We start from the raw sequence: 23,634 nt of genomic DNA on the forward strand, positions 1-23,634 counted from the left end.
ATGGTGCAGCAAATACCTGTGAAGCCAGCAAATGTCACTTGGACAGATGATCAGTGGAAAGCGATATATGCAAGTGGACAAGATACTCTTGTTTCAGCAGCAGCTGGATCTGGTAAAACAGCAGTGCTCATTAATCGCATGATTGAGAAAGTCGTCGCAACAGAAAACCCAATTAATGTGGATGAATTACTTGTTGTAACGTTTACTAATGCTTCGGCAGCTGAAATGCGCCATCGTATGGCAGAGGCACTTGAAAAGGCGATAGCAGAAAATCCGACGTCTAGCCATTTACGACGTCAGTTGAGTCTAGTTAATAAAGCGCAAATATCAACACTGCATTCCTTCTGTTTAGCCATTGTGAAGCAGTATGCGTATATGCTCGATATTGACCCAGGTTTTAGGATAGCGAATGAGGCTGAGATTGCGTTGCTTAGAGATGATATTCTAGCTGACGTGCTAGAATCAGCCTACGATACAGAGGACGAAGCTCAAATCAATGCCATATATCGATTAGTGGATAGTTTTACATCAGATCGTGATGATCAGGCGATTGAAACATTAATGAGTAAGCTTTATGATACGTCACGCGTTCATGCTGAACCGAAAAAATGGTTACGAAGCTTACCAGAAACATATAAGTTAGCAGATGATGTGACAATTGATGATTTAGAGTTATCAAAGTATGTGAAATTAACTGTTAAACATAGTCTAGAGGAAGCTTTCGTGCTAATTTCTGAAATGCGTGCCATTACGCTTCAGCCAGACGGCCCTGCGCCATATGCTGAAACGGCAGAGCTCGATTTTGCCATGATTCAAGAAGGGATTCGGATTAGTCATGAAGGAACGTGGCAACAGCTATTTGATTATTTTTCAACTGTCAAATGGTCGACATTGAAGCGCGTGTCAAAGGATGCATTAGTCGATGTAGAGCTTCAGGAGCTGGCAAAGAAAAAGCGTGAGTCGGCTAAAAAAATGATGAATAAGCTGAAAGAAACTTATTTTGTTCGCACACCAGCACGTCTGCTAGAAGAAATACGATTAATGGCACCGACGATTGCAACTTTAGTTGAGTTGACGACTATTTTTTACGAGCAATTCCGTCTGGCAAAATTAGAGCGGGGAATTATCGACTTTTCCGACTTAGAGCATTATGCGCTGCAAATTTTAACGGAAGAGGTAGATGGAAAATTACAGCCATCACCTGTTGCGCTAGATTTGAAAAAACGTTTTAAAGAAGTGCTCGTAGATGAATATCAAGATACGAATATGCTACAAGAAACGATATTACAATTAGTCAAACTTGGTGAAGAGCAAGATGGCAACCTTTTTATGGTTGGTGACGTAAAACAAAGTATATATCGCTTCCGTTTAGCAGAGCCAAAGCTCTTTATGCGAAAGTATGGTGAGTTTTCAGAGAATCCAGATGCAACTGGCATGCGCATTGATTTGAATGCTAATTTCCGAAGTCGTAGTGAGGTTTTAGATGCCACAAATTTTGTATTTGCACAAATTATGGGTGAACGTGTTGGAGAAATACACTATGATGACAATGCTTCATTAAAGCCAGCAGCACCGTATGATGATAAAGAAGTACCTGTTGAACTCGTTGTTTTGCATCCACTAGAGGAAGAAGCAACGGATGAAGAACTGGAAGAGAGTATAAGCGAGGCATCAGAGCTTGAGGAACTAAAGAAATCCCAGTATGAAGCAAGATTTATTATTGATCGAATTCGCCAAATGATGGAAGACGGCACAACCGTATATGATACGAAAACCGCAACAGAGCGCCCATTAAAATACAGTGACATCGTTATTTTAATGCGTTCGATGACATGGTCAACGGATTTAGTGGAAGAATTTAAGCTTGCTGGAATTCCTCTCTATGCAGAGTCATCTAAAGGTTATTTTGACGCACTTGAAGTGATGATTATGCTTAACACATTAAAAGTCGTAGATAATCCGTATCAAGATATTCCACTAGCCTCTGTGTTGCGAGCACCCTTTGTAGGCTTAACAGAAAACGAGTTAGCCAAAATTCGTTTAGCAGATACAAAAACACCGTTCTACGATGCATTAAGGCAGTTTATTCGTAGTGAAGGACATGGTGTACAATCTGAAACATTTGAGAAGCTTCAACGTTTTATGCTGGCATTTGAAAATTGGCGAGATTTAGCGCGACGAGGATCTTTGTCAGATTTAATTTGGAAAATCTACTTAGATACACATTATTATGAAATGGTTGGCGCAATGCCGAATGGTAAACAACGACAGGCAAATTTACGCGTTTTACATGATCGAGCATTAATGTATGAAAAAACGTCGTTTCGAGGCTTATTCCGCTTCCTACGCTTTATAGATCGTATGCGCACACGTGGCGACGATTTAGGAACGGCAAAGTCCATTGGGGAAAAAGATGATGTCGTAAGACTTGTGACAATACACTCCTCCAAAGGGTTAGAGTACCCTGTTGTGTTTGTTGCAGGAATGGGACGTCCCTTCAATAAAATGGATTTCCATAATCCGTATTTATTCGACCAGGATTATGGGCTTGCAGTCAAGGCGATTGATCCAGAAAATCGTATAACTTATACTTCCTTACCGTTTCTTGCGATGAAGGAGAAAAAAGAGCTTGAAATGAGAGCCGAAGAAATGCGGGTTTTATATGTAGCAATGACACGTGCCAAGGAACGGCTTATTTTAGTAGGTTCAGTAAAAAGCTGGGGTAAAACACGTGATGCTTGGCAGGATGCTCAAAACTTGGCTGTGGATGTACCGTTACAAGATTATTTACGTGCACGTGCCAATAGTTATTTTGACTGGGTTGGACCTGCTGTTGCACGACATGCTGATTTTGCTTCCATCGCAAGTTCGCCATATAAGGCGAGACAAGATGTATCTCATTGGTGGGTTCGTGCGATACCAACCTATCACTTTATGTATGACACGCAAGCGCTCGACAGTGACGTACAGCAGATGCTAGAAGCACCCGAGGATGCGACGTTGCTCGCAGAAATTACAAATCGCTTCCAAGCGCAGTATGCATTTCAAAAATCGACACTAAAACGCTCAAAAACATCTGTTAGTGAAATAAAGCGTGTTGAAAGTTTACAACGTCAAGAAGAGCCAGAATACTACTTTATGAATCCTAAAAAGAATCAGGCTACGATTGCACCTAGACCAACCTTTTTACAGGACAAGCAGCTAACAGGTGCAGAAATGGGTACAGCTGTCCATACGGCTATGCAGCATGTACCACAGAGTGGCTTTTCTACAGTGCAAGAGGTTGAGCAATTTGTAGCTGAGTTAGTGGCAAAACAGTTGCTAACGGAGGCAGAAAGCAAAATTGTTCCGTGCGAGAAAATTTTCCGTTTCTTTACAACAGAGATTGGACAACGCTTTAAAAATGCCAAGCAAATTCGCAGAGAAATGCCATTTACCATTAGTCGTGTCGATGAAGACGGTGACGCGCAAATCGTTCAAGGGATTGTGGATTGCTTGTTTGAGGATGTTTATGGCAACTGGATATTACTTGATTATAAAACAGACCGTATTAGGCCCCCATTTATGGAGGAGCCAGCGCTATCAAAGGAACTTATAGGTCGATATGGTGTACAACTACGTGTTTATAGTGAGGCGATTGAATCGATTTTACACATACAAGTAAATGAAAAAGTATTGTACTTGTTTGATATTGAGCAGGCACTTTATGCGTAGGGAAACCGTCGCCTTAGAAATTAGGTAGTATTCCTTTCATACGCGTGAAAATGCAAGCTGCAAACTTCTGCGTGGAAAGTGAGCGTTCATATGGCTTACATACATGCAGAAGGGAGCAAATTGCAATGTACGTGATAGGAAAGAAGAGGAGGCTATTTTGTGAATTTAAAACCGACGATGTTGCAGGAGCGTATTGCAACATTAGATATTTTACGTGGAATGAGTTTATTAGGTATTTTGCTCGTGAATATGTATGCTTTTTATTTGCCAATGCCACACATCGATTTAGGGTCATGGTTTACGACACCGTCTGATATTGTTTGGCAGCAAAATTTAGATATTTATGTGCAAAGCAGTTTTTACCCGTTATTTTCTATGTTATTTGGCTATGGGTTAGCGATGCAATGGCAAAAAGCCCAAAGCCGTGAGCAAAACTTTTATGGAACAGGTCTTCGAAGGCTGAGTGTATTGTTTATGTTTGGTTTGGCGCATGCGGTCCTCATTTGGTGGGGAGATATTTTAATGATGTATGCATTTTGTGGTGTTTTTTTATTGTTACTACTACGTTTACAGCCAATTTGGCTTTTATTGACTGGAATTATTATTAATGGACTTATGCATGTTTTTATGTTGTTTGTAGTAGGGTATATTAGCTTTAATACGGAGGTTGATACGTATTTAAATATTATCGATGTCGAAAAAGCAATCACGGCTTATGGCACAGGCAGTTGGGTGGATGCCTTTTTACAACGTTTATCAGACCTATCTGTTCAGGCTGGTATCGGAATGTGGATTGCGTCATTGTTTATGGTATTACCATTTATGCTAATGGGTGCTGCTGCTTCCAAATGGCATTTAGTTGAGCGAGCGAAAGAGCTGAAATGGTTGTGGCTGGCATTAACAATTGTAGGTCTCGCAGCAGGTATTTTTCTGAAAAGTACCCCAATCTTATATTCTCGTACGTATTTACTCGATTATATAAAGGTCTATATAGGTGGCCCAATATTATCAATCGGCTATATAGGGCTTATTGTCTTACTATGTTTATTGCCCGTTGTCCCAAAATTACTTAGTCCCTTTGCGAAAATCGGACGCATGTCGTTAACGATGTACATAGTTCAATCCATTATCGGAACATGTATATTTTATCAATATGGATTAGGCTGGTATGGGAAAGTCAGTGTTGCTACTGGTGTGTTAATTGCTCTTGGTATTATTGTGGCACAAATGATTTTGGCAGAAATTTGGCTAACGAAGTGGAAGCAAGGTCCTTTCGAGGCTTTATGGCGCAAATTAACATATAAAGCGAAGACTGAGTCAAGCTAAAAAATTGCTCGTAATACACTTAATTGATAGAGAATTAGCAACATTAAAAATTGTTATCGTAAAAGTAAGGTAATTTATATCATATTGTTGTATCATGTAGAAAAAAGAAGGAGCTCTTAAAATCATGAAAATTTTATCATTTAAATTAGGTGGACATGTAAGCTTTGGACCAAAAGTAAAAAAAGAAGAAGCGGTATGGGATGTACTCGCTATTCAAAACGAACTTCAAGTTCTCCCTTCTTTTTCAAGTTCAATTGTCGATGGCATTGCATTAGGCTTCGATTTTGTTGAACAGATTCGTAAATTAGTAGAGGCAGCAGAAAAATCTGATCGTGCGAATAGCTTCAAGCGTGAATTTACAGTGATTGAATGGTTATCACCAATTCCACGTACGCCTAAAAATATTATGTGTATCGGTAAAAACTATGATGAGCATGCAAAGGAAATGGGTGCAGAAGCAGCACCAATCGATTTAATGGTATTTACGAAGTCTCCTACAGCAATTGCTGCAGACGGCCAAACATTATCTATTCATGCTGATCTTTCTTCAAAAATGGATTATGAAGGTGAACTTGCGGTTGTCATCGGTAAACGTGGGAAAAACATTCCGAAAAATTTAGCCTTTGATTATGTATTTGGCTACACAATTGCGAATGATATTACAGCGCGTGACTTGCAAGATAAACATAAGCAGTTTTTCTTAGGAAAAAGTCTTGAAGGCACTTGCCCATTAGGACCATACCTTGTGACAAAAGATGAAATTCCAAATCCACAAGACTTAACAGTCGTAACAAAAGTGAATGATGAAGTACGCCAAAATGGTACAACAAAAGATATGATGTTCACTGTCGAATCCCTTGTGTCAATTTTATCGCAACACGTAACATTAGAGCCTGGTGATGTCATTTTAACTGGTACACCAGCAGGCGTAGGGAAAGGCATGAATCCACCGCAATTTTTAAAAGCGGGGGATACAGTGAAAGTATCTATTCAAGGTATTGGTACGTTAGTCAATCATTTCGAATAATATGTTTAGTCCGCGTGAGTGTATGCTCCGCGGATTTTTTTATTAGTGGAATCTTTTATTATTTAGATGGTAGGGATAAATGTCAAAAAAGCAATAAATTTAGAGTGGATTCGTCACCATCCAGCCGTAATTAATTCAATTTCGTGAACACAATTTGTAATATTTGAAACCATTTCCACCACATGATAGGATATAGTTTGATAGAAAAAAAATGAGGTGGGACAAACATGGATTTTTTAACTAACCAAACGCATTTACACATTACAACTTGGGTAGTTGGTATCGTTATCTTTTTAATCGCAGCACTTAGTGGTAAGCAGTCTAAAGGCTTACATATGGTATTACGTTTATTTTACATTTTAATTATCATTACAGGTGGAGCATTATTTATTAAAGGAATGGACTACGGTCAAGGAATGCTTTATGGCTTTAAATTTATTGGCGGTATTTTAGTTATTGGCATGATGGAAATGGTATTAGTCCGTCAAAAGAAAAACAAGCCAACAACAATGTTCTGGATTTTATTTGTAGTGTTTTTACTAATTACACTGTTCTTAGGGTTCAAATTACCAATGGGACAAAATTTCTTAGCATAATGATTTAAAAGCCGTGAAGTTTTGCTTCACGGCTTTTTTAGTGCCCAGCTTTTTAAGTGCCTGTCACCCAAACAATTTTCCTTGCAAAAATAGAACTTAGCAGATAGTACAAGTTGATGATAGCAGAGGCGGTGACTCCTGTGGGAACGAACAAAACGTAAGACGCAACAAGCGGCGCGACAGCGACGGTTGCGACTTACGTGTGTGCCCGCGGAAAGCACCGCTGTAGCGAACATCAACGACAATGCCAAAAGAGACGAGGCCATCTCATTTTTGAGAGAAAAACCGAATGACATTAGTTATCCTTTCCTTGCAAAAATAAAACTTAGCAGAGAGCACAAGTTGATGGTAGCGGAGGCGGTGACTCCTTCAGGAACGCACGCAGCGTAAGACGCAACAGGCGGCGCGCCAGGGAAGGTTGCGACTTACGTGTGTGCCCGCGGAAAGCACCGCTGTAGCGAACATCAACGACCATGCCAAAAGAGACGAGGCCATCTCATTTTTGAAAGAAAAACCGAATGACATTAATTATCCTTTCCTTGCAAAAATAAAACTTAGCAGAGAGCACAAGTTGATGGTAGCGGAGGCGGTGACTCCTGCGGGAACGCACGCAGCGTAAGACGCAACAAGCGGCGCGACAGCGACGGTTGCGACTTACGTGTGTGCCCGCGGAAAGCACCGCTGTAGCGAACATCAACCACGATGCAAGATTAATTCCTCCTTTTTCTCTATTGTCGCTGTCTTTTATTTTTGAAGTTGACTTAATTTGACACCTTTTTGTCGTAATTCATTTTGCATTTCACGAAAATATTTTGAAATGATAGCTACGTAGTTGTTTTATTTGGTAAAATGACGTTGGATTGCTTTGAAAGAGAGGGAATAAAAGTGAAATTTAAGAAGTGGATAGGCGCAACAGCCGCATCGCTTTTACTAGCAACTTCATTAATAGGTGCAACACCAGCTCATGCGGATGAAGTTCAAACTAGAACGATTGCAGAAGAAAGCATTTTTGATTTACTCGTTGACCGTTTCTTTAATGGTTCGGGTACCAATGATTTTGATACAAATACGAAAGACCCAACCAAATTTGCAGGTGGTGACTTTACAGGTCTACAAGATAAACTAAAATTTATTGGCGAAATGGGCTATACAATTGTATCTATCGGAACAGTTTTCGATACTGAAATATACGATGGCTCCATGCCAACAAGCTATAGTAAAATCGAAGAGCATTTTGGAACAGAAGAAGAATTCCAAAATGTCGTGAAGGCTTATAAAGAAAAAAATATGTCGATGATGGTAGACTTTCCTTTAAATAATGTGAGCCCTAATCATGAATGGGCACAGGACACTACAAAACAAAATTGGATTGCCTCTACAGATAATGGCCATATTCAATGGGATTTAACTAATAAAGATGTACAAGCTGCTTTAATTGAATCTGCGACAACATTTGTTTCTACATATGATGTTGGGGGCATACGTTTAACGAATATTGCGGATGCTGATGCTGATTTTCTCAATGAAATGATTACAGCATTAAAAGATACCAAAAATTCGTTATACGTTATTACAAATGAAGAAAGTGATGCAAATTTTGATGCAAGCTTCTCGCCAGCAACGGCTGAAATTTTCCGTAATATTTTTAAAAATGTTGATCAGGACTCATCAAAGTTAATGAAGCCTTTTGCTAGTGAGAAACCAACACAAATTATGATTGATTCACTGCAAACGCATCGTTTTACATTCGATTCGGCATCTGAAAACATGTTCCCACCAACACGATTAAAAATGGCATTGGGTGCATTATTTATGATGCCTGGTATTCCTGTAGTTCAGTACGGTACAGAAATCGCCATGAACGGGGAAGAGAAGCCTGACACACATCAGTTATACAATTTTAAAACAGATGAAGAGTTAATTGATTATATTAAAAACGTACAATCTTTACGTAATCAATCAGCGACATTACGTAAAGGTGATTTTGAAGTCATTACAAATGACAATGGTTTACTTGTATTTACACGAAAATCTGATGAAGAGCAATGGATTATTATGGTGAACAATACGGGGAAAACACAACGTGTCGATTTAACACCAGAGCAAATTGGTGAAGGCAAAATGCTAAACGGTATTTTACAAGAAGAAAAGGTACGTATAAATGAAAAAGATGTGTACCCAGTCATTTTAGACCGTGAAATTGTAGAAATCTATCAAGTAAAAGACGATGAAGGACTAAACATTCCTTACATGGCTGCGCTTGGATTAGTCTATGTTGTATTTATTGGCTTTGTCATTGTTATTATTAAACGAGGTAAAAAACGTCGTCAAGAACAAGACGCTGCAAAGCAAAATTAGCTAAGAGGCTGGGACAAAACTTTAAAAGAGGAACAAAGCTGTTAGTAAATTCTTTTACAGTAGATAAAATTTAGAAGAGAACATTTGTTGATGGTAGCGAAGGCGGTGACTCCTGCGGGAACGCACGCAACGTAAGACGCAACAATCCGCGCGTTAGCGAGGGTTGCGGCTTACGGGGTGCCCGCGGAAAGCAACCGCCGTAGCGGGCATCAACGGCATAGTAAAAAAGTGTTAGATTGATTGCAATCAATCTAACACTTTTTCTCTTGTGTCCTGTTCTCATTATGCTATGCTTGGTAGCTCTTATTCGTAAAGAAAATAGCAATCGTACCTGGTCCAACATGAGAACCAATAACTGAACCAATCATTGTTATTTGAACTTCTTTTGGAGCGAATTTTTCCTGTATCGATGCCTTTACGTCGTTCGCGAAGGCCTCGTCATCACTGTGACTAATGCCAACAATTTTGTCAGAAAAATCACCACCGCGTTCTTGCATAATATCTAACATACGTGCAATCGCTTTTTTACGACCACGTGATTTTTCAATCGGTACAAGTTTGCCATCCTCAACATTTAAAATAGGCTTAATGCTAAGGAGCCCACCAAGAAATGCACTTGCCTTCGAAACACGACCGCCTTTCGCAAGGTAGTCTAAATCTTCCACTGTAAAAAGATGTTCCATCTGTGAAGCGAGTGAGGAGACTTTTGTTTCAATTTCCTCAAGCGGTGTACCAGTTTTACGTAGTTGAACGGCTTCTTGAACGATTAAGCCATGACCTAATGAGGCACATTTTGAATCGATAATTGCTAGCTTTAACGTAGGATATTGCTCGATTACTTGGTTGCGAATCATTACAGCTGTACTATACGTGCCTGACAATTCAGATGAAAAGGCGATATAAATGCCTTGCTCTCCGCTTTTTGCAAGGTCTTCAAAATGCTTTAAAAAAAGTTCTGGTGAAACTTGTGAAGTTTTTGGATGTGCGCCTTGTCGGATAGCGTCGTAAACTTCTTTAGAATCAATCGATAGGACATCATCATATTCGTTGTTATTTACTTGTACTCGTAGTGGAAGTAGAATGACATCATTCTCTTCGTAGTAAGATTTCGGTAAGTCACATCCACTATCAGTATAAATTTTCATCATCTTAACCTCCTAAAAAATTATATTTATTAGTAATTCTATACTTCGTCCAAATTTTAAATGGCTGAAAAAATGGCAATAGCTACTTATCTATGATAATTTTAAGCGCTCAATCAGTATTTTAGCAATGCCATCATCGTTATTCGTCGTTGTAATTTCATTGGCAATGTTTTTTAAGCTAGCGATTCCATTCCCCATAGCGACGCCGATACCAGCATAATCAATCATTTCTAGATCATTGTCCTCATCACCAAAGGCGATAATACGCTCACGCGGAATACCTAAATCTTTAGCTACATGTGAAATTCCGACAGCTTTATTTAAGCCACGACGCACAATTTCAATAATGTGAAGCGGAGCACCCCAACGACGATGCTCAATCACTTCCGCATGAACTTCTTGTAAATGGTCACGTATAATCATTGAGTTAGTTTCGTTAGCTTGAATTAGTAGACTCGTTGGATTAACTAATAGATTTGTCGAAATATCACCGAGCGTAATTTTGGGATTACCCATGTTAAAAATGTTTAGTATCCGATCATCCTCTGTATGCACATATATGTCATCTTTTACTTCAGCGATAATATTTTCATATTCATAGCTATTTACCGAATCGACAACCTCTCGTACAACGTTTAAGTCAATCGGTGTATGCATTGTTTGCCAAGCAGCATTTTTAGGATGGTGGACATAAGCACCATTAAAATTAACAATAGGTGTTGTTAAACCAAGCTCATGATAGTAAATGTCACTTGCACGGTAAGGACGACCTGTGGCAATCATCACTTGATGCCCTTGTTCCTTAGCCTGCAATAATGTTTTTTTAGTTTTTAAAGAAATTTGTTGTTGGTCCGTCAATAACGTACCGTCTAAATCCAAAACGATTAAATGCGGTTTCATTGCATGTTGCCCCTTTCCTATATGTTTGAATAGTATCTCTTTGTAATCCATACGTCAAAATTTTGTCACATTGAAAAAAGTTTGCTAACATAAAAAAGGTTAGACAAAAGTTGGGAGTGACAAGAATGTTAGTAAAGAATGAAATTTGGGGACAAATTCCTTTGTTACATATATCGACAGATAATATGAATGAAAATACCCCCGTAGTAATTTTCTTACACGGCTTTATGAGCGCAAAAGAACATAACTTACATTATGCATACCAGTTAGTAAATAAAGGGGTGCGTGTCCTATTACCAGATGCAAAACTTCATGGTGATCGCAGTGAAGGATTAACAGAGACTCAAATGAATCTACATTTTTGGGATATCGTTTTAAATTCTATTCATGAAGTAGAGCAATTATATAAAGAATTAAAGAATAAGCAATTACTAGCTAACAATAAAATTGGTGTGGCTGGCACTTCGATGGGTGCAATCGTTACATCTGGTTGTTTAAAACGTTATGATTGGATTCAAACGGCAGCAATATGTATGGGTGGCCCAGGTTTTATTAAATTAGGTGCCTATCAATTGCAGCAAATGGCTAAAAGCGGTGTGAAATTTCCGATGTCCGAACAAGAAGTACAAAAAACGAACGAACTTCTCGCAAAATATGATATCAGTTTAACACCAGAACAATTCGCTGGCCGCCCAGTATTCTTTTGGCATGGTGAGCATGATAAAACCGTTCCTTTTAATGATACGTATGACTTTTATTTATCATTACGTGCATACTACGATGAAAATCCGAGCAACTTAAAATTTATTGCAGATAAACATGCTGGTCATACTGTAACACGTACAGGTATGCTAGCGGCAACTGATTGGCTTGCACAGCATTTGGCATAATAAGAAGCATCTGCTATGATTAAGTTAACACTGTGACGAAAGGAGAAATACAGATGGATCAAGATATGAAAGACAGCATGTTAAGTGCATTAGAAAACGTAATCGACCCTGAGCTTGGAATTGATATCGTCAACTTAGGTTTAGTATATGATGTAGATTTAGATGACGAGGGGTTAGCGACAGTTACAATGACACTAACGTCAATGGGCTGTCCAATGGGACCAGTTATTGTCGACCAAGTAAATACAGCTATGAGTGAACTACCAGAGGTGAAAAGTACAAATGTAAATATTGTATGGAATCCACCATGGTCTAAAGATAAAATGTCTCGCTATGCGAAAATGGCATTAGGTGTCCGTTAGAAGTTGGCCTTCTAACGAGATGAATAAAAAATCCCTGCTTGCACATAACTGTAAGCGGGGATTTTTTATTTATTTTTTACTGTTAAGTAGACAAAATGAAATCACAAATGGCCTACATACGACGCGCTATAGTTAATAAATCAGTCTATACGGCAAATTTGTAATGGGCAATTTTCACAGGCAATTTCATTTTTTAAATATTGTAAATCAAGAATTGTAATATAACCTTTTTCGAAGGATAGAATGTGATGCTTTTTTAGATCATTCAACATACGGTTAATCATTTCTCTACTTGTAGCACATAAATTCGCAATTTCTGAATTCGTTAATGGAAAATCGATAAAAATGGACTCATTTTCTAATGGCTTGCCATAAGTATTTGAAAGGCGAATTAATGTTGAAAATAAAGCACCTTTTTTACCATTTAACACTAAATCACGTAGTCGGCTTTGATATTTTAAATTTTCTGTTTGCAACCATTTCATATACTCTACCATTAAATGTGGCTGCTCCACTAAAAGATGCTCTAATGATTTACGACTTAAAACATACAACGTTGAAGTTTCTAAAACTTTAGCTGTCATCGAAAAATAAGTAAGGTTACAAAATAATGAGCCTTCACCAATTATACTATCAGGACCGCAAATTCGAATTGTTAATTCCTTGCCACTCTCGGTTTCCTGGCTAATCGAAATAGCACCTGTTTTAATATAATAAATCTCTTTAGCTCGTTCCCCTTCTAAGAAAATTTTACTATCTTTATTCACTTTAATAAAAACACCATTGTTTTGAAAAAGTGCATGCATTTTCTCTTGGATATTATCCATTAGTACCATATATCAAACACATCTCTTTCTTTTTGTAATAGAAATTACCTGTATTACAAAAGGATGACGATAATCATTTCGATATACTAAAACAACGAAACATACCACTATTATAACGTAATTTTCCATTTTTCAGTAAAAAATTTTTGAGCTTTTTTTTTGCTACGGTTTGTCGATTGTTGTAAAATAAAGTTAGTCAAAAAAGGTCAAACTTTTAATTGAAATTAAATTAGGGTAAAGATATAAAAAGAGAAGAGGAGTGCTACAATGCAATTTCAACAAACTGATGATAAAAAACCATTAGAGCAATTTGGTCGTAACTTAGTAGAAGAAGTAAAAAACGGCAAAATGGACCCAGTAATTGGACGTGATGAAGAAATTCGCAATGTCATTCGAATTTTAACACGTAAAACGAAAAATAACCCAGTATTAATCGGTGAACCAGGGGTAGGTAAAACAGCCATTGTCGAAGGGTTAGCACAACGTATTGTAAAAGGTGATGTTCCAGAAGGATTAAAAGAGTGTGTATTGTACGAGCTTGATATGAGCGCATTAATAGCGGGTGCAAGTTATCGTGGTCAATTTGAAGAACGATTAAAAGGCGTATTAAAAGAAGTGAAAGAATCTGAAGGGCGCATTATTTTATTTATCGATGAAATCCATACGATTGTTGGTGCTGGTAAAACAGATGGAGCAATGGATGCTGGCAATATGTTAAAACCGATGCTTGCACGTGGTGAGCTTCACTGTATAGGTGCTACTACACTAGATGAATATCGTATGTATATTGAAAAAGATCCCGCATTAGAACGTCGCTTCCAACAAGTGCTTGTTCGTGAACCATCTATTGAAGATACTGTTTCTATATTACGTGGCTTAAAAGAACGCTTTGAACTGCATCATGCGGTTCGTATTCATGATCGGGCAATTGTAGCGGCGGCTGAGCTTTCAAATCGCTATATTACAGAGCGTTTTTTACCAGATAAAGCGATTGATTTAATTGATGAGGCATGCGCAATGATCCGTACAGAAATCGATTCAATGCCACAAGAATTAGATGCGGTGACTCGTCGAATAATGCAATTAGAGATTGAAGAACAAGCATTACGTAAGGAAAAAGATGAAGCTAGTAAAAAACGTCTGGAGCAATTACAAGAAGAGTTAACAAAACTTAAAGATTCATCAGAAGGTATGCGTAAACAATGGGAAGCAGAGAAAGAAGCATTGCAAGGCATCCAGAAAAAACGTGAATTACTTGATAAATATCGTCGTGATTTAGATGAAGCGGAAAGTAAATATGATTTAAATAAAGCAGCTGAATTACGACATGGGAAAATTCCTGCCCTTGAAAAAGAGCTTCAAGAGATGGAAAAACATTTAGAAAAAGGTAGTGAGACACGTATTTTGCGTGAGGAAGTTACTTCTGATGAGATTGCTTCAATTGTATCTCGTTGGACTGGTATTCCTGTCACGAAGTTAGTGGAAGGCGAACGTGAAAAATTACTGCGTTTAAAAGATACATTACATGAACGTGTTGTGGGGCAGGATAATGCAGTTCAGCTTGTTACAGAAGCAGTATGGCGTGCACGAGCAGGCATTAAAGACCCACATCGCCCAATTGGTAGTTTCTTATTCCTAGGGCCAACGGGTGTAGGTAAAACAGAGCTCGCTAAGGCACTTGCTGCCCAGCTGTTCGATTCTGAGGAGCATTTTATTCGTATTGATATGAGTGAGTATATGGAGAAACATAGCGTGTCTCGTCTCGTTGGTGCACCTCCAGGCTACATTGGCTATGAAGAAGGAGGACAATTAACGGAAGCCGTTCGTCGTAATCCGTATGCTGTTGTATTACTTGATGAAATTGAAAAAGCTCATCCTGATGTAGCGAACATTTTATTGCAAATTTTAGATGATGGTCGCATTACAGATAGTCAGGGACGAATGGTGAACTTTACAAATACCGTAATTATTTTAACATCCAATATAGGCTCTAGCTATTTAATGGAAGCACAAGAAGATGATGCTGGAGTCGAGGATTTAGTTATGGCGGCATTACGCCAGCACTTTAAGCCAGAGCTATTAAATCGAATGGACGATATTATTATGTTCCATGCGTTATCTGAAGAACATTTCACAGCCATTGCTTGGAAATATGTTGAGCAGCTTGTAAAACGTGTAGCTGAGCAGGAAATTACGTTAAATGTTGATCAAGACGTAATTGATTGGGTTGTGGAACATGGAGCAGATCCACAGTTTGGTGCACGTCCTTTAAAACGCTTTGTGCAACGGTATATCGAAACAGCAGTTGCTAAGGAGTTACTGCGTGGCGAAGTGCTACCAGGAGAAACATTGCATATTAAAATGCAAAATGGCCAGTGTGTAGTTGAAAAATAATAAATAGAAAAAAACCTGTTTCGCATGAGGCGAGACAGGTTTTTTATGATTTTGATTAATGATGGTCTGCAGCTTCTGGTGTTGGCTCGTTTGGAATGATTGCGCCAATAACAAAAATTAGTACAGAGAATACAACTGAAAGGATCGCACCAGTTTGGAAATCAAATGGTACTCCAATTACAGCACTTACTACGTAGTTTAACATAGAAACTAGTAAGAATGACCATATGAACGTTACGATATATTGCATTAATTTCACCTCAACCGAACTTTTTTATTACATATACATTATCATATCATAACATAAGCCGAAAAAAAAAGAACCTTTTATCAAAAAGTGACGCATTCCAAGCGGTGATTTATGGCAATATTGTCACAACATTTTAGCTTGTTGACAGAACGGAATTGTTTAAGCAGCGATGGAGCGAGTTCTAATGACGATAACAGAAGTTTTATCGGTGATTAAGAGACATCATTCGGCGATAGTAGGACTATTACCGTCGATGGGACGACTATCTTCAATATGGTATACTAAATTTTAATTCACCTTGCACCATTCCTTCATGATGAGTTATAATTATGACCAGTTACTAATAATTGATAGTAAGAAAGCAGAGGGGTTGCTATATGAACGCAGGTATTTTAGGTTTAGGCAGATACGTTCCTGAAAAGGTCGTTACGAATTTTGACTTAGAAAAAATTATGGACACTTCGGATGAATGGATTCGAACTCGTACAGGAATTGAAGAACGTCATTTCGCTGCAGATAATCAAGAAACTTCAGATTTAGCAGTTGCAGCTGCGAAAGATGCTATTGCAAAAGCAGGTATTACACCTGAAGAAATAGGATTAATACTTGTAGCAACTGTAACACAAGATCAAACATTTCCAAGTGTAGCATGTATGGTTCAAGAGCAAATTGGAGCTGTAAATGCAGCAGCGATGGACCAAGCAGCAGCTTGCGCAGGATTTATATATAGCTTAGTGACAGCAAAACAATTCGTAGAATCAAGCGCTTATAAATATGTCTTAGTAGTAGGTGTTGAAAAGCTGTCAAAAGTCATTGATTGGGAAGATCGTAATACGGCAGTCTTATTCGGTGATGGAGCAAGTGCTGCCATTGTCGGGCCTGTCTCAGAAGGTAGAGGGATTTTATCATTTGAGCTTGGCGCAGACGGCACAGGCGGTAAACATCTTTATTTAACACAGCAGGAAACAATTGCGATGAACGGTCGTGAAGTATTTAAGTTTGCTGTACGTCAAATGGGTGAATCAGCAGTGAATGTATTAGATAAAGCTGGTTTAACAAAAGAGGATGTTGATTTTTTAATTCCACATCAAGCGAACATTCGTATTATGGAATCAGCACGTGAACGTTTAGCATTACCAGCAGAAAAAATGTCTAAAACGATTCATAAATATGGTAATACATCAGCAGCTTCTATTGGTATTTCTTTAGTTGAAGAGCTTGAAGCAGGTAAAATAAAAGATGATGATTTATTAGTACTTGTCGGTTTTGGCGGTGGCTTAACATGGGGTGCCGTTGCAATGAGATGGGGAAAATAACATAGAAAATTGCTTGAGAGGAGTAAGACAATGAGTAAACGACGAGTAGTAATTACAGGAATTGGCGCTGTTACACCACTAGGGAATAGCATCGAAGAAACATGGGCAAATATCAAGGCTGGTAAATCAGGCGTTGGTGAATTAACACGCTTAAATAAAGATCTATTTGCTGCCAAAATCGCTGCTGAAGTAAAAGACTTCGATATTGAAAAGTATATTGAACGTAAAGAAGCTCGCAAAATGGACCGTTTCACGCATTATGCACTAGCAGCGTCTATTATGGCGATGGAAGATGCACAGCTAACAATCGATGAAGAGTTAGCACCACGTGCAGGCGTATGGATTGGCTCTGGTATCGGCGGGATGGAAACTTACGAAAACCAGTTTTTAACGTTCCAAGAGCGTGGGGCAAGACGTGTTAGTCCATTCTTTATCCCAATGATGATTCCAGACATGGCTTCTGGTCAAGTGTCTATTCACTTTGGAGCTAAAGGTATCAATTCTTGTTCAGTAACAGCTTGCGCATCAGGGACGAATTCAATTGGTGATGCATTTAAAGTTATTGAACGTGGCGATGCAGATGTTATGATTTCAGGTGGGGCCGAATCACCAATCGTAACGATGGCAGTTGCTGGCTTCTGTGCGAATACAGCATTATCATTAAATACAGATCCTCAAACGGCTTCTCGTCCATTCGATAAAAACCGTGATGGCTTTATTATTGGTGAAGGTGCAGGGATTGTTATTTTAGAAGAATACGAACATGCAAAAGCGCGTGGCGCAAAAATTTATGCGGAAGTTCTTGGTTACGGTTCAACTGGCGATGCGCATCATATTACTGCACCAGCTCCAGAAGGTGAAGGGGCAGCGCGTGCGATGATTCAAGCATTAGAAGACGGTGGAGTAGACCCTTCACAAGTTGGCTATATTAACGCGCATGGCACAAGTACGCCATACAATGATTTATTTGAAACTCAAGCAGTAAAAACTGCTTTTGGTGAACATGCTTATAAACTAGCGATGAGTTCTACTAAATCCATGACAGGTCACTTATTAGGTGCAGCTGGTGGGGTTGAAGCTATTTTTACAGCACTAGCATTAAAAGAGGGCATTTTACCGCCAACAATTAATTTAACAGAGCCAGATCCAGAATGTGATTTAGATTATGTGCCGAATGAAGCTCGTGAGGCCAATATCGAATATGCAATGAGTAATTCCCTTGGTTTTGGTGGACATAACGCAAGTCTATTATTTAAAAAAATTGAGGAATAATTAAAAAACGTCAGCCGAATTTACAAGGCTGACGTCTTTTTTTTAAGGCTAGCGAATAGAAAAGAAAGTAAGAAGAAATAGAAAGGATGCCGTTTATTTGTTTCGTCTTTTTATATTTTTAATGAGCTATGGATTAATGATACTTTCTATTGGCAATTTAATTTTATATTTAAATTACAGGACTCTTGGATATTCCTGGTCGGTTGTCTTTAAATTTATTGTGCATACGACAGAATTTTATATAGCAATAGGAGCCTGTATTGTACTTTGTAGTGTTGTGCTTGATTTTGGTGTTGATCGAACAGCTAATTTGAAAGATAAGGTATAAATGTAACGGGTATCGCTAATGCTACTGCCACTTTTTGGGCCAAGTCTTCACCTTGCTCATCATGATTTTTCGCTAAATATTCCATACCTTCAATAAATGAATCTGTTTCAAGATCAATCCATTCACCAAACTTACACATCCATGTTGTCAACTCATCTTGTAATGCCTCTTCTAACGGAAGTTGTTCTAATTCTAAATTGGTACGACAATGACCACACCATAATGGATCAGCACCAAAGTCACTTTCTAACAAAAGCGCTTTGATTGGTTTATTACAATGTTCACAGTACATGTGCTAATTCCTTTCTTAGCGACGTGTGCGGCCTAAGCCCATAGCTTGTTCCATACGCTTTAAAGTTGCGCTAGCAATAGCATTTGCCTTTTCTGCACCTTCATCTAAAATGATATCTAATTCAGAAGACTCTACAAGGTTATAAAATCTTTCTTGGATTGGTGTAAGGTGGTCGATAACTGCTGTAGCTACACTTTGTTTAAAGCCGCCATAACCGATACCTTCATATTTTTTCACTAAATCATCAATTGATACACCCGAAATAGCAGATTCAATCGTTAGTAAATTCGAAACGCCTGGTTTATTTTCAACATCAAATGCTACAATACCATCTGAGTCCGTTACGGCTGATTTGATTTTTTTCTCAATATCTTTTGCTGTATCTAAAAGTTTAATCGTTGCTTTTGTATTTGGGTCGGACTTGCTCATTTTTTTCGTCGGCTCTTGTAATGATTTAATACGAGCTCCAGCTTTTGGTAATTGAATTTCAGGGATAGTTAAAACGTCACCGTAGCGTTTATTAAAGCGCTCAGCAAGATCACGTGTTAGCTCAATATGTTGCTTTTGATCGTCCCCTACAGGAACAATATTCGTGTTATATAATAAAATGTCAGCAGCCATTAATGGTGGATATGTTAAAAGAGCTGCAGAAACAGTTTCTTTACCATGAGATTTATCTTTGAATTGTGTCATACGCTCTAGCTCACCGATAGAAGCAACACATTGTAGCATCCATCCAGCTTGAGCATGGGCAGGCACTTCTGATTGAATGAATAATGTAGACTTTTGAGGGTCAATACCAGTAGCGATATAAGTAGCAGCTAAGTTACGAATGTTTTGACGTAACTCTTTTGGATCTTGAGCAACCGTAATAGCATGTTGGTCAACGATACAATATATAGCATTGCCTTCTTCCTGCAATGCTGGGAATTGCTTGAATGCACCAAGATAATTTCCTAATGTCACAATACCTGTTGGCTGTACGCCTGAAAAAATTGTTGTCATAATAAGTTCCTCCTCGGTTTCGAAAATAAAAAAACATCATGCGTCCTCATTAGAAATAACTAATGAAGGGACGAATGATGTTCGAATCCGCGGTACCACCCTGCTTGCCAAAAAGGCCTCTTAGCTTCGTAACGTGAAGAGACGAGCTTTGCTAATAAGTATCAAGTGTGTACTTGTACGTTCACAAAGCTAACTCGGAAGTCCATTCCAAATGCATACATGATCTGTTTCCAGCAACCACAGACTCTCTATACATGTATATTGCATATGTACTACTCTTCGTCAGCGTTTTTAACTACATTATAAATGTAGATGTTTAGCGCAAATGCGCTTTTCTTATTGCACCACATTATAGTATAAAGACTTATCTAAATGCAAGTCTGCAAATTCAGTCTTTAGACTGAACTTTTTTTGTTTTGTCAAAAAAAGCAACCTGCAGTTTGAAAGCTGCGTCATGATTGTACACGTCTAAGTGACATTATTCTCGTTTGTATTTTTTAATTGAGAACAACTAGTTTCCGTATATTCATGTTTAAAATGACGTGCTTATGGGAATATTATTATTAGTTCGTAGGACATACAAAGGAATTAGACACTTTAAGGTAGTATTAAAAGACAGAATATTTTGTAACAAAGTCATTTACTATGCATTCTTTTTTTCCTTGGAACTATATTCAAATACAGCTGAGTGCTGTATAATGGAACTGTAGTTTTACATTACATTAATTCTAATTTAACAAAATGGTCTATAGATAACGAAAACAAAGAGAAAGGATGTGTCAGTATGATAGTTACTTTATTTACATCACCAAGTTGTACGTCTTGTCGTAAAGCGAAAGCATGGTTAGAGGAGCATGAAATTCCATATACAGAACGTAATATTTTTTCTGAACCGTTAAGCATTAGTGAAATTAAAGAAATTTTACGCATGACGGAGGATGGAACAGATGAAATCATTTCAACTCGATCTAAAATATTTCAAAAATTAAATGTAGATGTTGAAAGCTTACCGTTACAACGCTTATATGAACTAATTCAAGAATATCCAGGATTATTACGACGACCAATAATTTTGGATGAGAAACGCTTGCAAGTAGGCTATAATGAAGATGAAATTCGAAGATTTTTACCACGTAAGGTTCGGGCTTATCAATTACAAGAAGCACAGCGCATGGTGAACTAAAATCCTCCTATATTGCATAGATTAAATGTATTAGGTGTTACAAATGCAGAAGCATGCATGTTGTGACATCTATTTTTTTATGTTTTACTTATGTAAAAACCTTCAAACAAAACTAATAATTAATAGGTAAAAGTCATATATTTCCCTAAAAGTATGTTAAACTTGATTTAATCAAAATAGTTTACTACAATTTCAATAATTCAAATATCTTCTTTGAAATGGTGTATATCCTTTTCATTTTATGAAAGAACAGCATACAATAGAATTAGAGACAACTGTGAACACAAAATTTATGATTACAGTTGCTCGATGACTTTTCTGTGGTGTGGTCAAAGGTTGAAAAACAAGGGAGTATGAAGGTTAAAAACAATGAATCAAAGCATACTAATGGAATAATACTGTTTTTCGACAAATGACAGTGAAGGGAGATGAGGTCTAGTGGACATCGAACGTGTAAATGAAAATACACTCAAGCTCTTTATTACGTACAATGATATAGAGGATCGCGGCTACAGTCGTGAAGAAATTTGGTACAACCGAGCAAAGGGTGAGCAACTTTTTTGGGATATGATTGATGAAGTGAATACGGAAGATTATTTTGATGTAGAGGGTCCGATTTGGATTCATATCAATGCGTCGGAAGTAGGCTTAGAAATCATTGTCACACGTGCACATATTTTAAAAGACGGTGAAACATTAGATGGTCATTCACATTATGATGAACAAAAAAGTATGTTTGCCCCATTCGACGAAGTAGGAGAGGATCTTCTTAGTCAATTAACTCAATTTGGTGACATGGATGAATCAGAGTTATTTATGGATACAGACATTTATGTTTATAAATTTAAAGATATAGATGAGTTAATCCCCGTTGCAAAACGGATGACTGATGATTTAGTGGATTCCTCATTATTCAAATATGAAGGTTGTTACTATTTAGTAGTAGACTTTGGGAACGCAGATGATGATTTAAATCGTCATGACAAAAATGCAGTCATTAAAGAGTTTTTAAGCCCTTCAAATTTCACAATTCATCGTCTTGAAGAATATGGCGAAAAAATTATGGAATACAATTGCTTCGAAACTGTTCGAAAATATTTTAGTTAACATCTTTTAAGCTTCTGATGGAGCTATTAGACTGTAGACATACTCAGAAATTTGAGTAAATCTACAGTCTTTTTTTGTGCTAAAAATCAAATTTCAAAGAAAAGCAGATAATTAGTTGGCTTAAAGAATAACTTTATTTACAATGAGTGCAAAAAGGAGAAAGATGGTTATGCTAATTGCCTATACAGAGCAACAGCAATTATTTATCTCATATCAACATTCGAGAGAAGCCTTACAAAAGTATCGCCAGCTTCAACAATTTTTTTGCCCTCAATGCCAGCAGCCTGTTCAATTAAAAATCGGTCAGCTGAAAATCCCACACTTTGCTCATATTGCTAGCCAGTCTTGTGATCGACAATTTTCAGAAGGAGAATCACAGCTTCATTTACGTGGAAAAATTCAATTATTCGAATGGTTGAAATCGCTTGGGCATACAGTAGAGCTGGAGCCATTTTTACCGAAATTAGCTCAACGACCAGATATTTTATTACAAAGCAAAAAGCAAACGATTGCAATGGAATATCAATGCAGTGCGATAACAAACGAAAACTGGCTATTACGAACAGAAGGTTATGAGAAAAATCACATCCAAGCGTTATGGCTATTTCAAACCCCGCAGAACAAATATAAAACGCATGCTATTCAAAAAATTAGAATTTCGCCTATCTTTCAAAACGTAATTAATTATTCAGCGAGCAATGTGCCATATTTAGTTACATATGATGCGAATGCAGCTCAATTTAATTATTGGACGAATCTTCTTCATGTTCACGGGCATACTTTTATAGCGTATGTACTAAATATCCCACTTGAAAAACAACACTTTCCATTTTATGAGCCAAAGTTAATTACGTATGAAGCGTTTATTATTTACTGGCATACGTATAAAAGATTATGCCAACAGTATGTAAAGCAACGTTTAATGCGCAGTAAAAAAGGCGTGCAGGACCTTTTTTTACGAAGTTGTTATGAATTGAGGTTTTCACTTAATGCATTGCCGAATTATATTGGCATACCTGTTAAAAATGCAAATGCTATTCCAATTTCTCCAATAGAATGGCAAGCCATTTTATTGGATTTTTGCAGGAAACGGCAGTTACCACCATCAGTGCTGTGGAAAGAGGATATTCAATTATTTCTAACGCTTCTCAATCTAGAGCCAACAAATATAAGAGTGCAAGTGATTGAAAACTATGCAAAACTGTTAGGGCATAGTTTCCTTCAACAAGATGACAGTATGGGAATGTTGGAAAAAGTATATGAGCATTTGTATTGTCATATAAAAACCTCATAAGGAGGAAAAGGTAGGTAGATTATTATTTGCAATTGTCGCAATATATTG

19 protein-coding genes and 1 other annotated feature are annotated in these 23,634 nt (G+C 37.8%); of the genes, 13 read left to right on the forward strand and 6 right to left on the reverse strand.

Annotated features, from left to right (window positions below; all coding sequences use genetic code 11):
* From addA to FH508_RS03460, 5 genes are all read left to right on the forward strand, one after another.
* Window positions 1-3,714 carry a helicase-exonuclease AddAB subunit AddA gene (addA, locus tag FH508_RS03440; RefSeq protein ID WP_173478097.1) on the forward strand — a complete coding sequence of 1,238 codons (3,714 nt, stop codon included), beginning with the start codon at window positions 1-3 and terminating at the stop codon, window positions 3,712-3,714.
* Window positions 3,715-3,873: 159 nt separating this feature from the next.
* On the forward strand, window positions 3,874-5,040 hold the full coding sequence (locus FH508_RS03445; RefSeq protein WP_228134370.1) for a DUF418 domain-containing protein: 1,167 nt from the start codon (window positions 3,874-3,876) through the stop codon (window positions 5,038-5,040).
* Window positions 5,041-5,164: 124 nt separating this feature from the next.
* Window positions 5,165-6,067, forward strand: coding sequence for a fumarylacetoacetate hydrolase family protein (locus FH508_RS03450; protein WP_173478096.1), 903 nt, complete (start codon window positions 5,165-5,167; stop codon window positions 6,065-6,067).
* A gap of 227 nt (window positions 6,068-6,294) precedes the next feature.
* The gene (locus tag FH508_RS03455; RefSeq protein WP_173478095.1) at window positions 6,295-6,663 is read left to right on the forward strand and encodes a YisL family protein; all 369 of its coding nucleotides are present in this window, start codon (window positions 6,295-6,297) and stop codon (window positions 6,661-6,663) included.
* Between the two features lie 885 nt (window positions 6,664-7,548).
* Window positions 7,549-9,021 (forward strand): alpha-amylase family glycosyl hydrolase, encoded by a 1,473-nt coding sequence (locus tag FH508_RS03460; protein ID WP_228134371.1) that lies wholly within the window; start codon window positions 7,549-7,551, stop codon window positions 9,019-9,021.
* A 287-nt stretch (window positions 9,022-9,308) separates the two neighbouring features.
* Here FH508_RS03460 and FH508_RS03465 read toward each other — a convergent pair whose 3' ends face one another.
* Both FH508_RS03465 and FH508_RS03470 read right to left on the reverse strand, forming a co-directional pair.
* Window positions 9,309-10,166 carry a DegV family protein gene (locus tag FH508_RS03465; protein ID WP_173478093.1) on the reverse strand — a complete coding sequence of 286 codons (858 nt, stop codon included), beginning with the start codon at window positions 10,164-10,166 and terminating at the stop codon, window positions 9,309-9,311.
* Between the two features lie 90 nt (window positions 10,167-10,256).
* Window positions 10,257-11,066 carry a Cof-type HAD-IIB family hydrolase gene (locus FH508_RS03470; protein WP_173478092.1) on the reverse strand — a complete coding sequence of 270 codons (810 nt, stop codon included), beginning with the start codon at window positions 11,064-11,066 and terminating at the stop codon, window positions 10,257-10,259.
* A gap of 125 nt (window positions 11,067-11,191) precedes the next feature.
* Here FH508_RS03470 and FH508_RS03475 point away from each other — a divergent pair, with 125 nt between their 5' ends.
* Both FH508_RS03475 and FH508_RS03480 read left to right on the forward strand, forming a co-directional pair.
* A complete protein-coding gene (locus FH508_RS03475; RefSeq protein WP_173478091.1) occupies window positions 11,192-11,956 on the forward strand; it encodes a serine aminopeptidase domain-containing protein in 765 nt (254 codons plus the stop codon).
* 53 nt (window positions 11,957-12,009) lie between these two features.
* Window positions 12,010-12,318, forward strand: coding sequence for a metal-sulfur cluster assembly factor (locus FH508_RS03480; protein ID WP_173478090.1), 309 nt, complete (start codon window positions 12,010-12,012; stop codon window positions 12,316-12,318).
* A 140-nt stretch (window positions 12,319-12,458) separates the two neighbouring features.
* Here FH508_RS03480 and FH508_RS03485 read toward each other — a convergent pair whose 3' ends face one another.
* Window positions 12,459-13,154, reverse strand: coding sequence for a Crp/Fnr family transcriptional regulator (locus tag FH508_RS03485; protein ID WP_228134372.1), 696 nt, complete (start codon window positions 13,152-13,154; stop codon window positions 12,459-12,461).
* Between the two features lie 258 nt (window positions 13,155-13,412).
* Between FH508_RS03485 and FH508_RS03490 the strand changes: the two genes are divergently transcribed.
* Window positions 13,413-15,539 (forward strand): ATP-dependent Clp protease ATP-binding subunit, encoded by a 2,127-nt coding sequence (locus FH508_RS03490; RefSeq protein WP_173478088.1) that lies wholly within the window; start codon window positions 13,413-13,415, stop codon window positions 15,537-15,539.
* A gap of 55 nt (window positions 15,540-15,594) precedes the next feature.
* Here FH508_RS03490 and FH508_RS03495 read toward each other — a convergent pair whose 3' ends face one another.
* Window positions 15,595-15,789 carry a YjzD family protein gene (locus FH508_RS03495; RefSeq protein WP_024362521.1) on the reverse strand — a complete coding sequence of 65 codons (195 nt, stop codon included), beginning with the start codon at window positions 15,787-15,789 and terminating at the stop codon, window positions 15,595-15,597.
* A gap of 377 nt (window positions 15,790-16,166) precedes the next feature.
* Here FH508_RS03495 and FH508_RS03500 point away from each other — a divergent pair, with 377 nt between their 5' ends.
* Both FH508_RS03500 and fabF read left to right on the forward strand, forming a co-directional pair.
* Window positions 16,167-17,105 carry a beta-ketoacyl-ACP synthase III gene (locus FH508_RS03500; protein WP_173478087.1) on the forward strand — a complete coding sequence of 313 codons (939 nt, stop codon included), beginning with the start codon at window positions 16,167-16,169 and terminating at the stop codon, window positions 17,103-17,105.
* A 30-nt stretch (window positions 17,106-17,135) separates the two neighbouring features.
* Window positions 17,136-18,377, forward strand: coding sequence for a beta-ketoacyl-ACP synthase II (gene fabF, locus FH508_RS03505; RefSeq protein WP_173478086.1), 1,242 nt, complete (start codon window positions 17,136-17,138; stop codon window positions 18,375-18,377).
* A 305-nt stretch (window positions 18,378-18,682) separates the two neighbouring features.
* On the opposite strand, the gene FH508_RS03510 is transcribed toward fabF, so the two are convergent.
* Together FH508_RS03510 and trpS are read right to left on the reverse strand one after the other, a co-directional pair.
* Window positions 18,683-18,997, reverse strand: coding sequence for a hypothetical protein (locus FH508_RS03510; protein WP_173478085.1), 315 nt, complete (start codon window positions 18,995-18,997; stop codon window positions 18,683-18,685).
* 15 nt (window positions 18,998-19,012) lie between these two features.
* Window positions 19,013-20,002, reverse strand: a complete 990-nt coding sequence (gene trpS, locus FH508_RS03515) for a tryptophan--tRNA ligase (protein WP_173478084.1) — start codon at window positions 20,000-20,002, stop codon at window positions 19,013-19,015.
* 63 nt (window positions 20,003-20,065) lie between these two features.
* Window positions 20,066-20,297, reverse strand: a binding site (T-box leader).
* 492 nt (window positions 20,298-20,789) lie between these two features.
* Here trpS and spxA point away from each other — a divergent pair.
* The 3 genes from spxA (at window position 20,790) to FH508_RS03530 (ending at window position 23,586) form a co-directional block, all read left to right on the forward strand.
* Window positions 20,790-21,185: a transcriptional regulator SpxA gene (gene spxA / locus FH508_RS03520; protein WP_024362527.1), complete on the forward strand. Its 396-nt coding sequence runs from the start codon at window positions 20,790-20,792 to the stop codon at window positions 21,183-21,185.
* A gap of 438 nt (window positions 21,186-21,623) precedes the next feature.
* Window positions 21,624-22,292 carry an adaptor protein MecA gene (mecA, locus tag FH508_RS03525; protein WP_173478083.1) on the forward strand — a complete coding sequence of 223 codons (669 nt, stop codon included), beginning with the start codon at window positions 21,624-21,626 and terminating at the stop codon, window positions 22,290-22,292.
* 169 nt (window positions 22,293-22,461) lie between these two features.
* Complete coding sequence (locus FH508_RS03530; RefSeq protein WP_173478082.1) at window positions 22,462-23,586, forward strand: competence protein CoiA; 1,125 nt, start codon at window positions 22,462-22,464, stop codon at window positions 23,584-23,586.
* Window positions 23,587-23,634: the final 48 nt, after the last annotated feature.

Source organism: Lysinibacillus sp. CD3-6, assembly GCF_006351725.2.
In the GTDB taxonomy this organism is placed as follows: domain Bacteria; phylum Bacillota; class Bacilli; order Bacillales_A; family Planococcaceae; genus Lysinibacillus.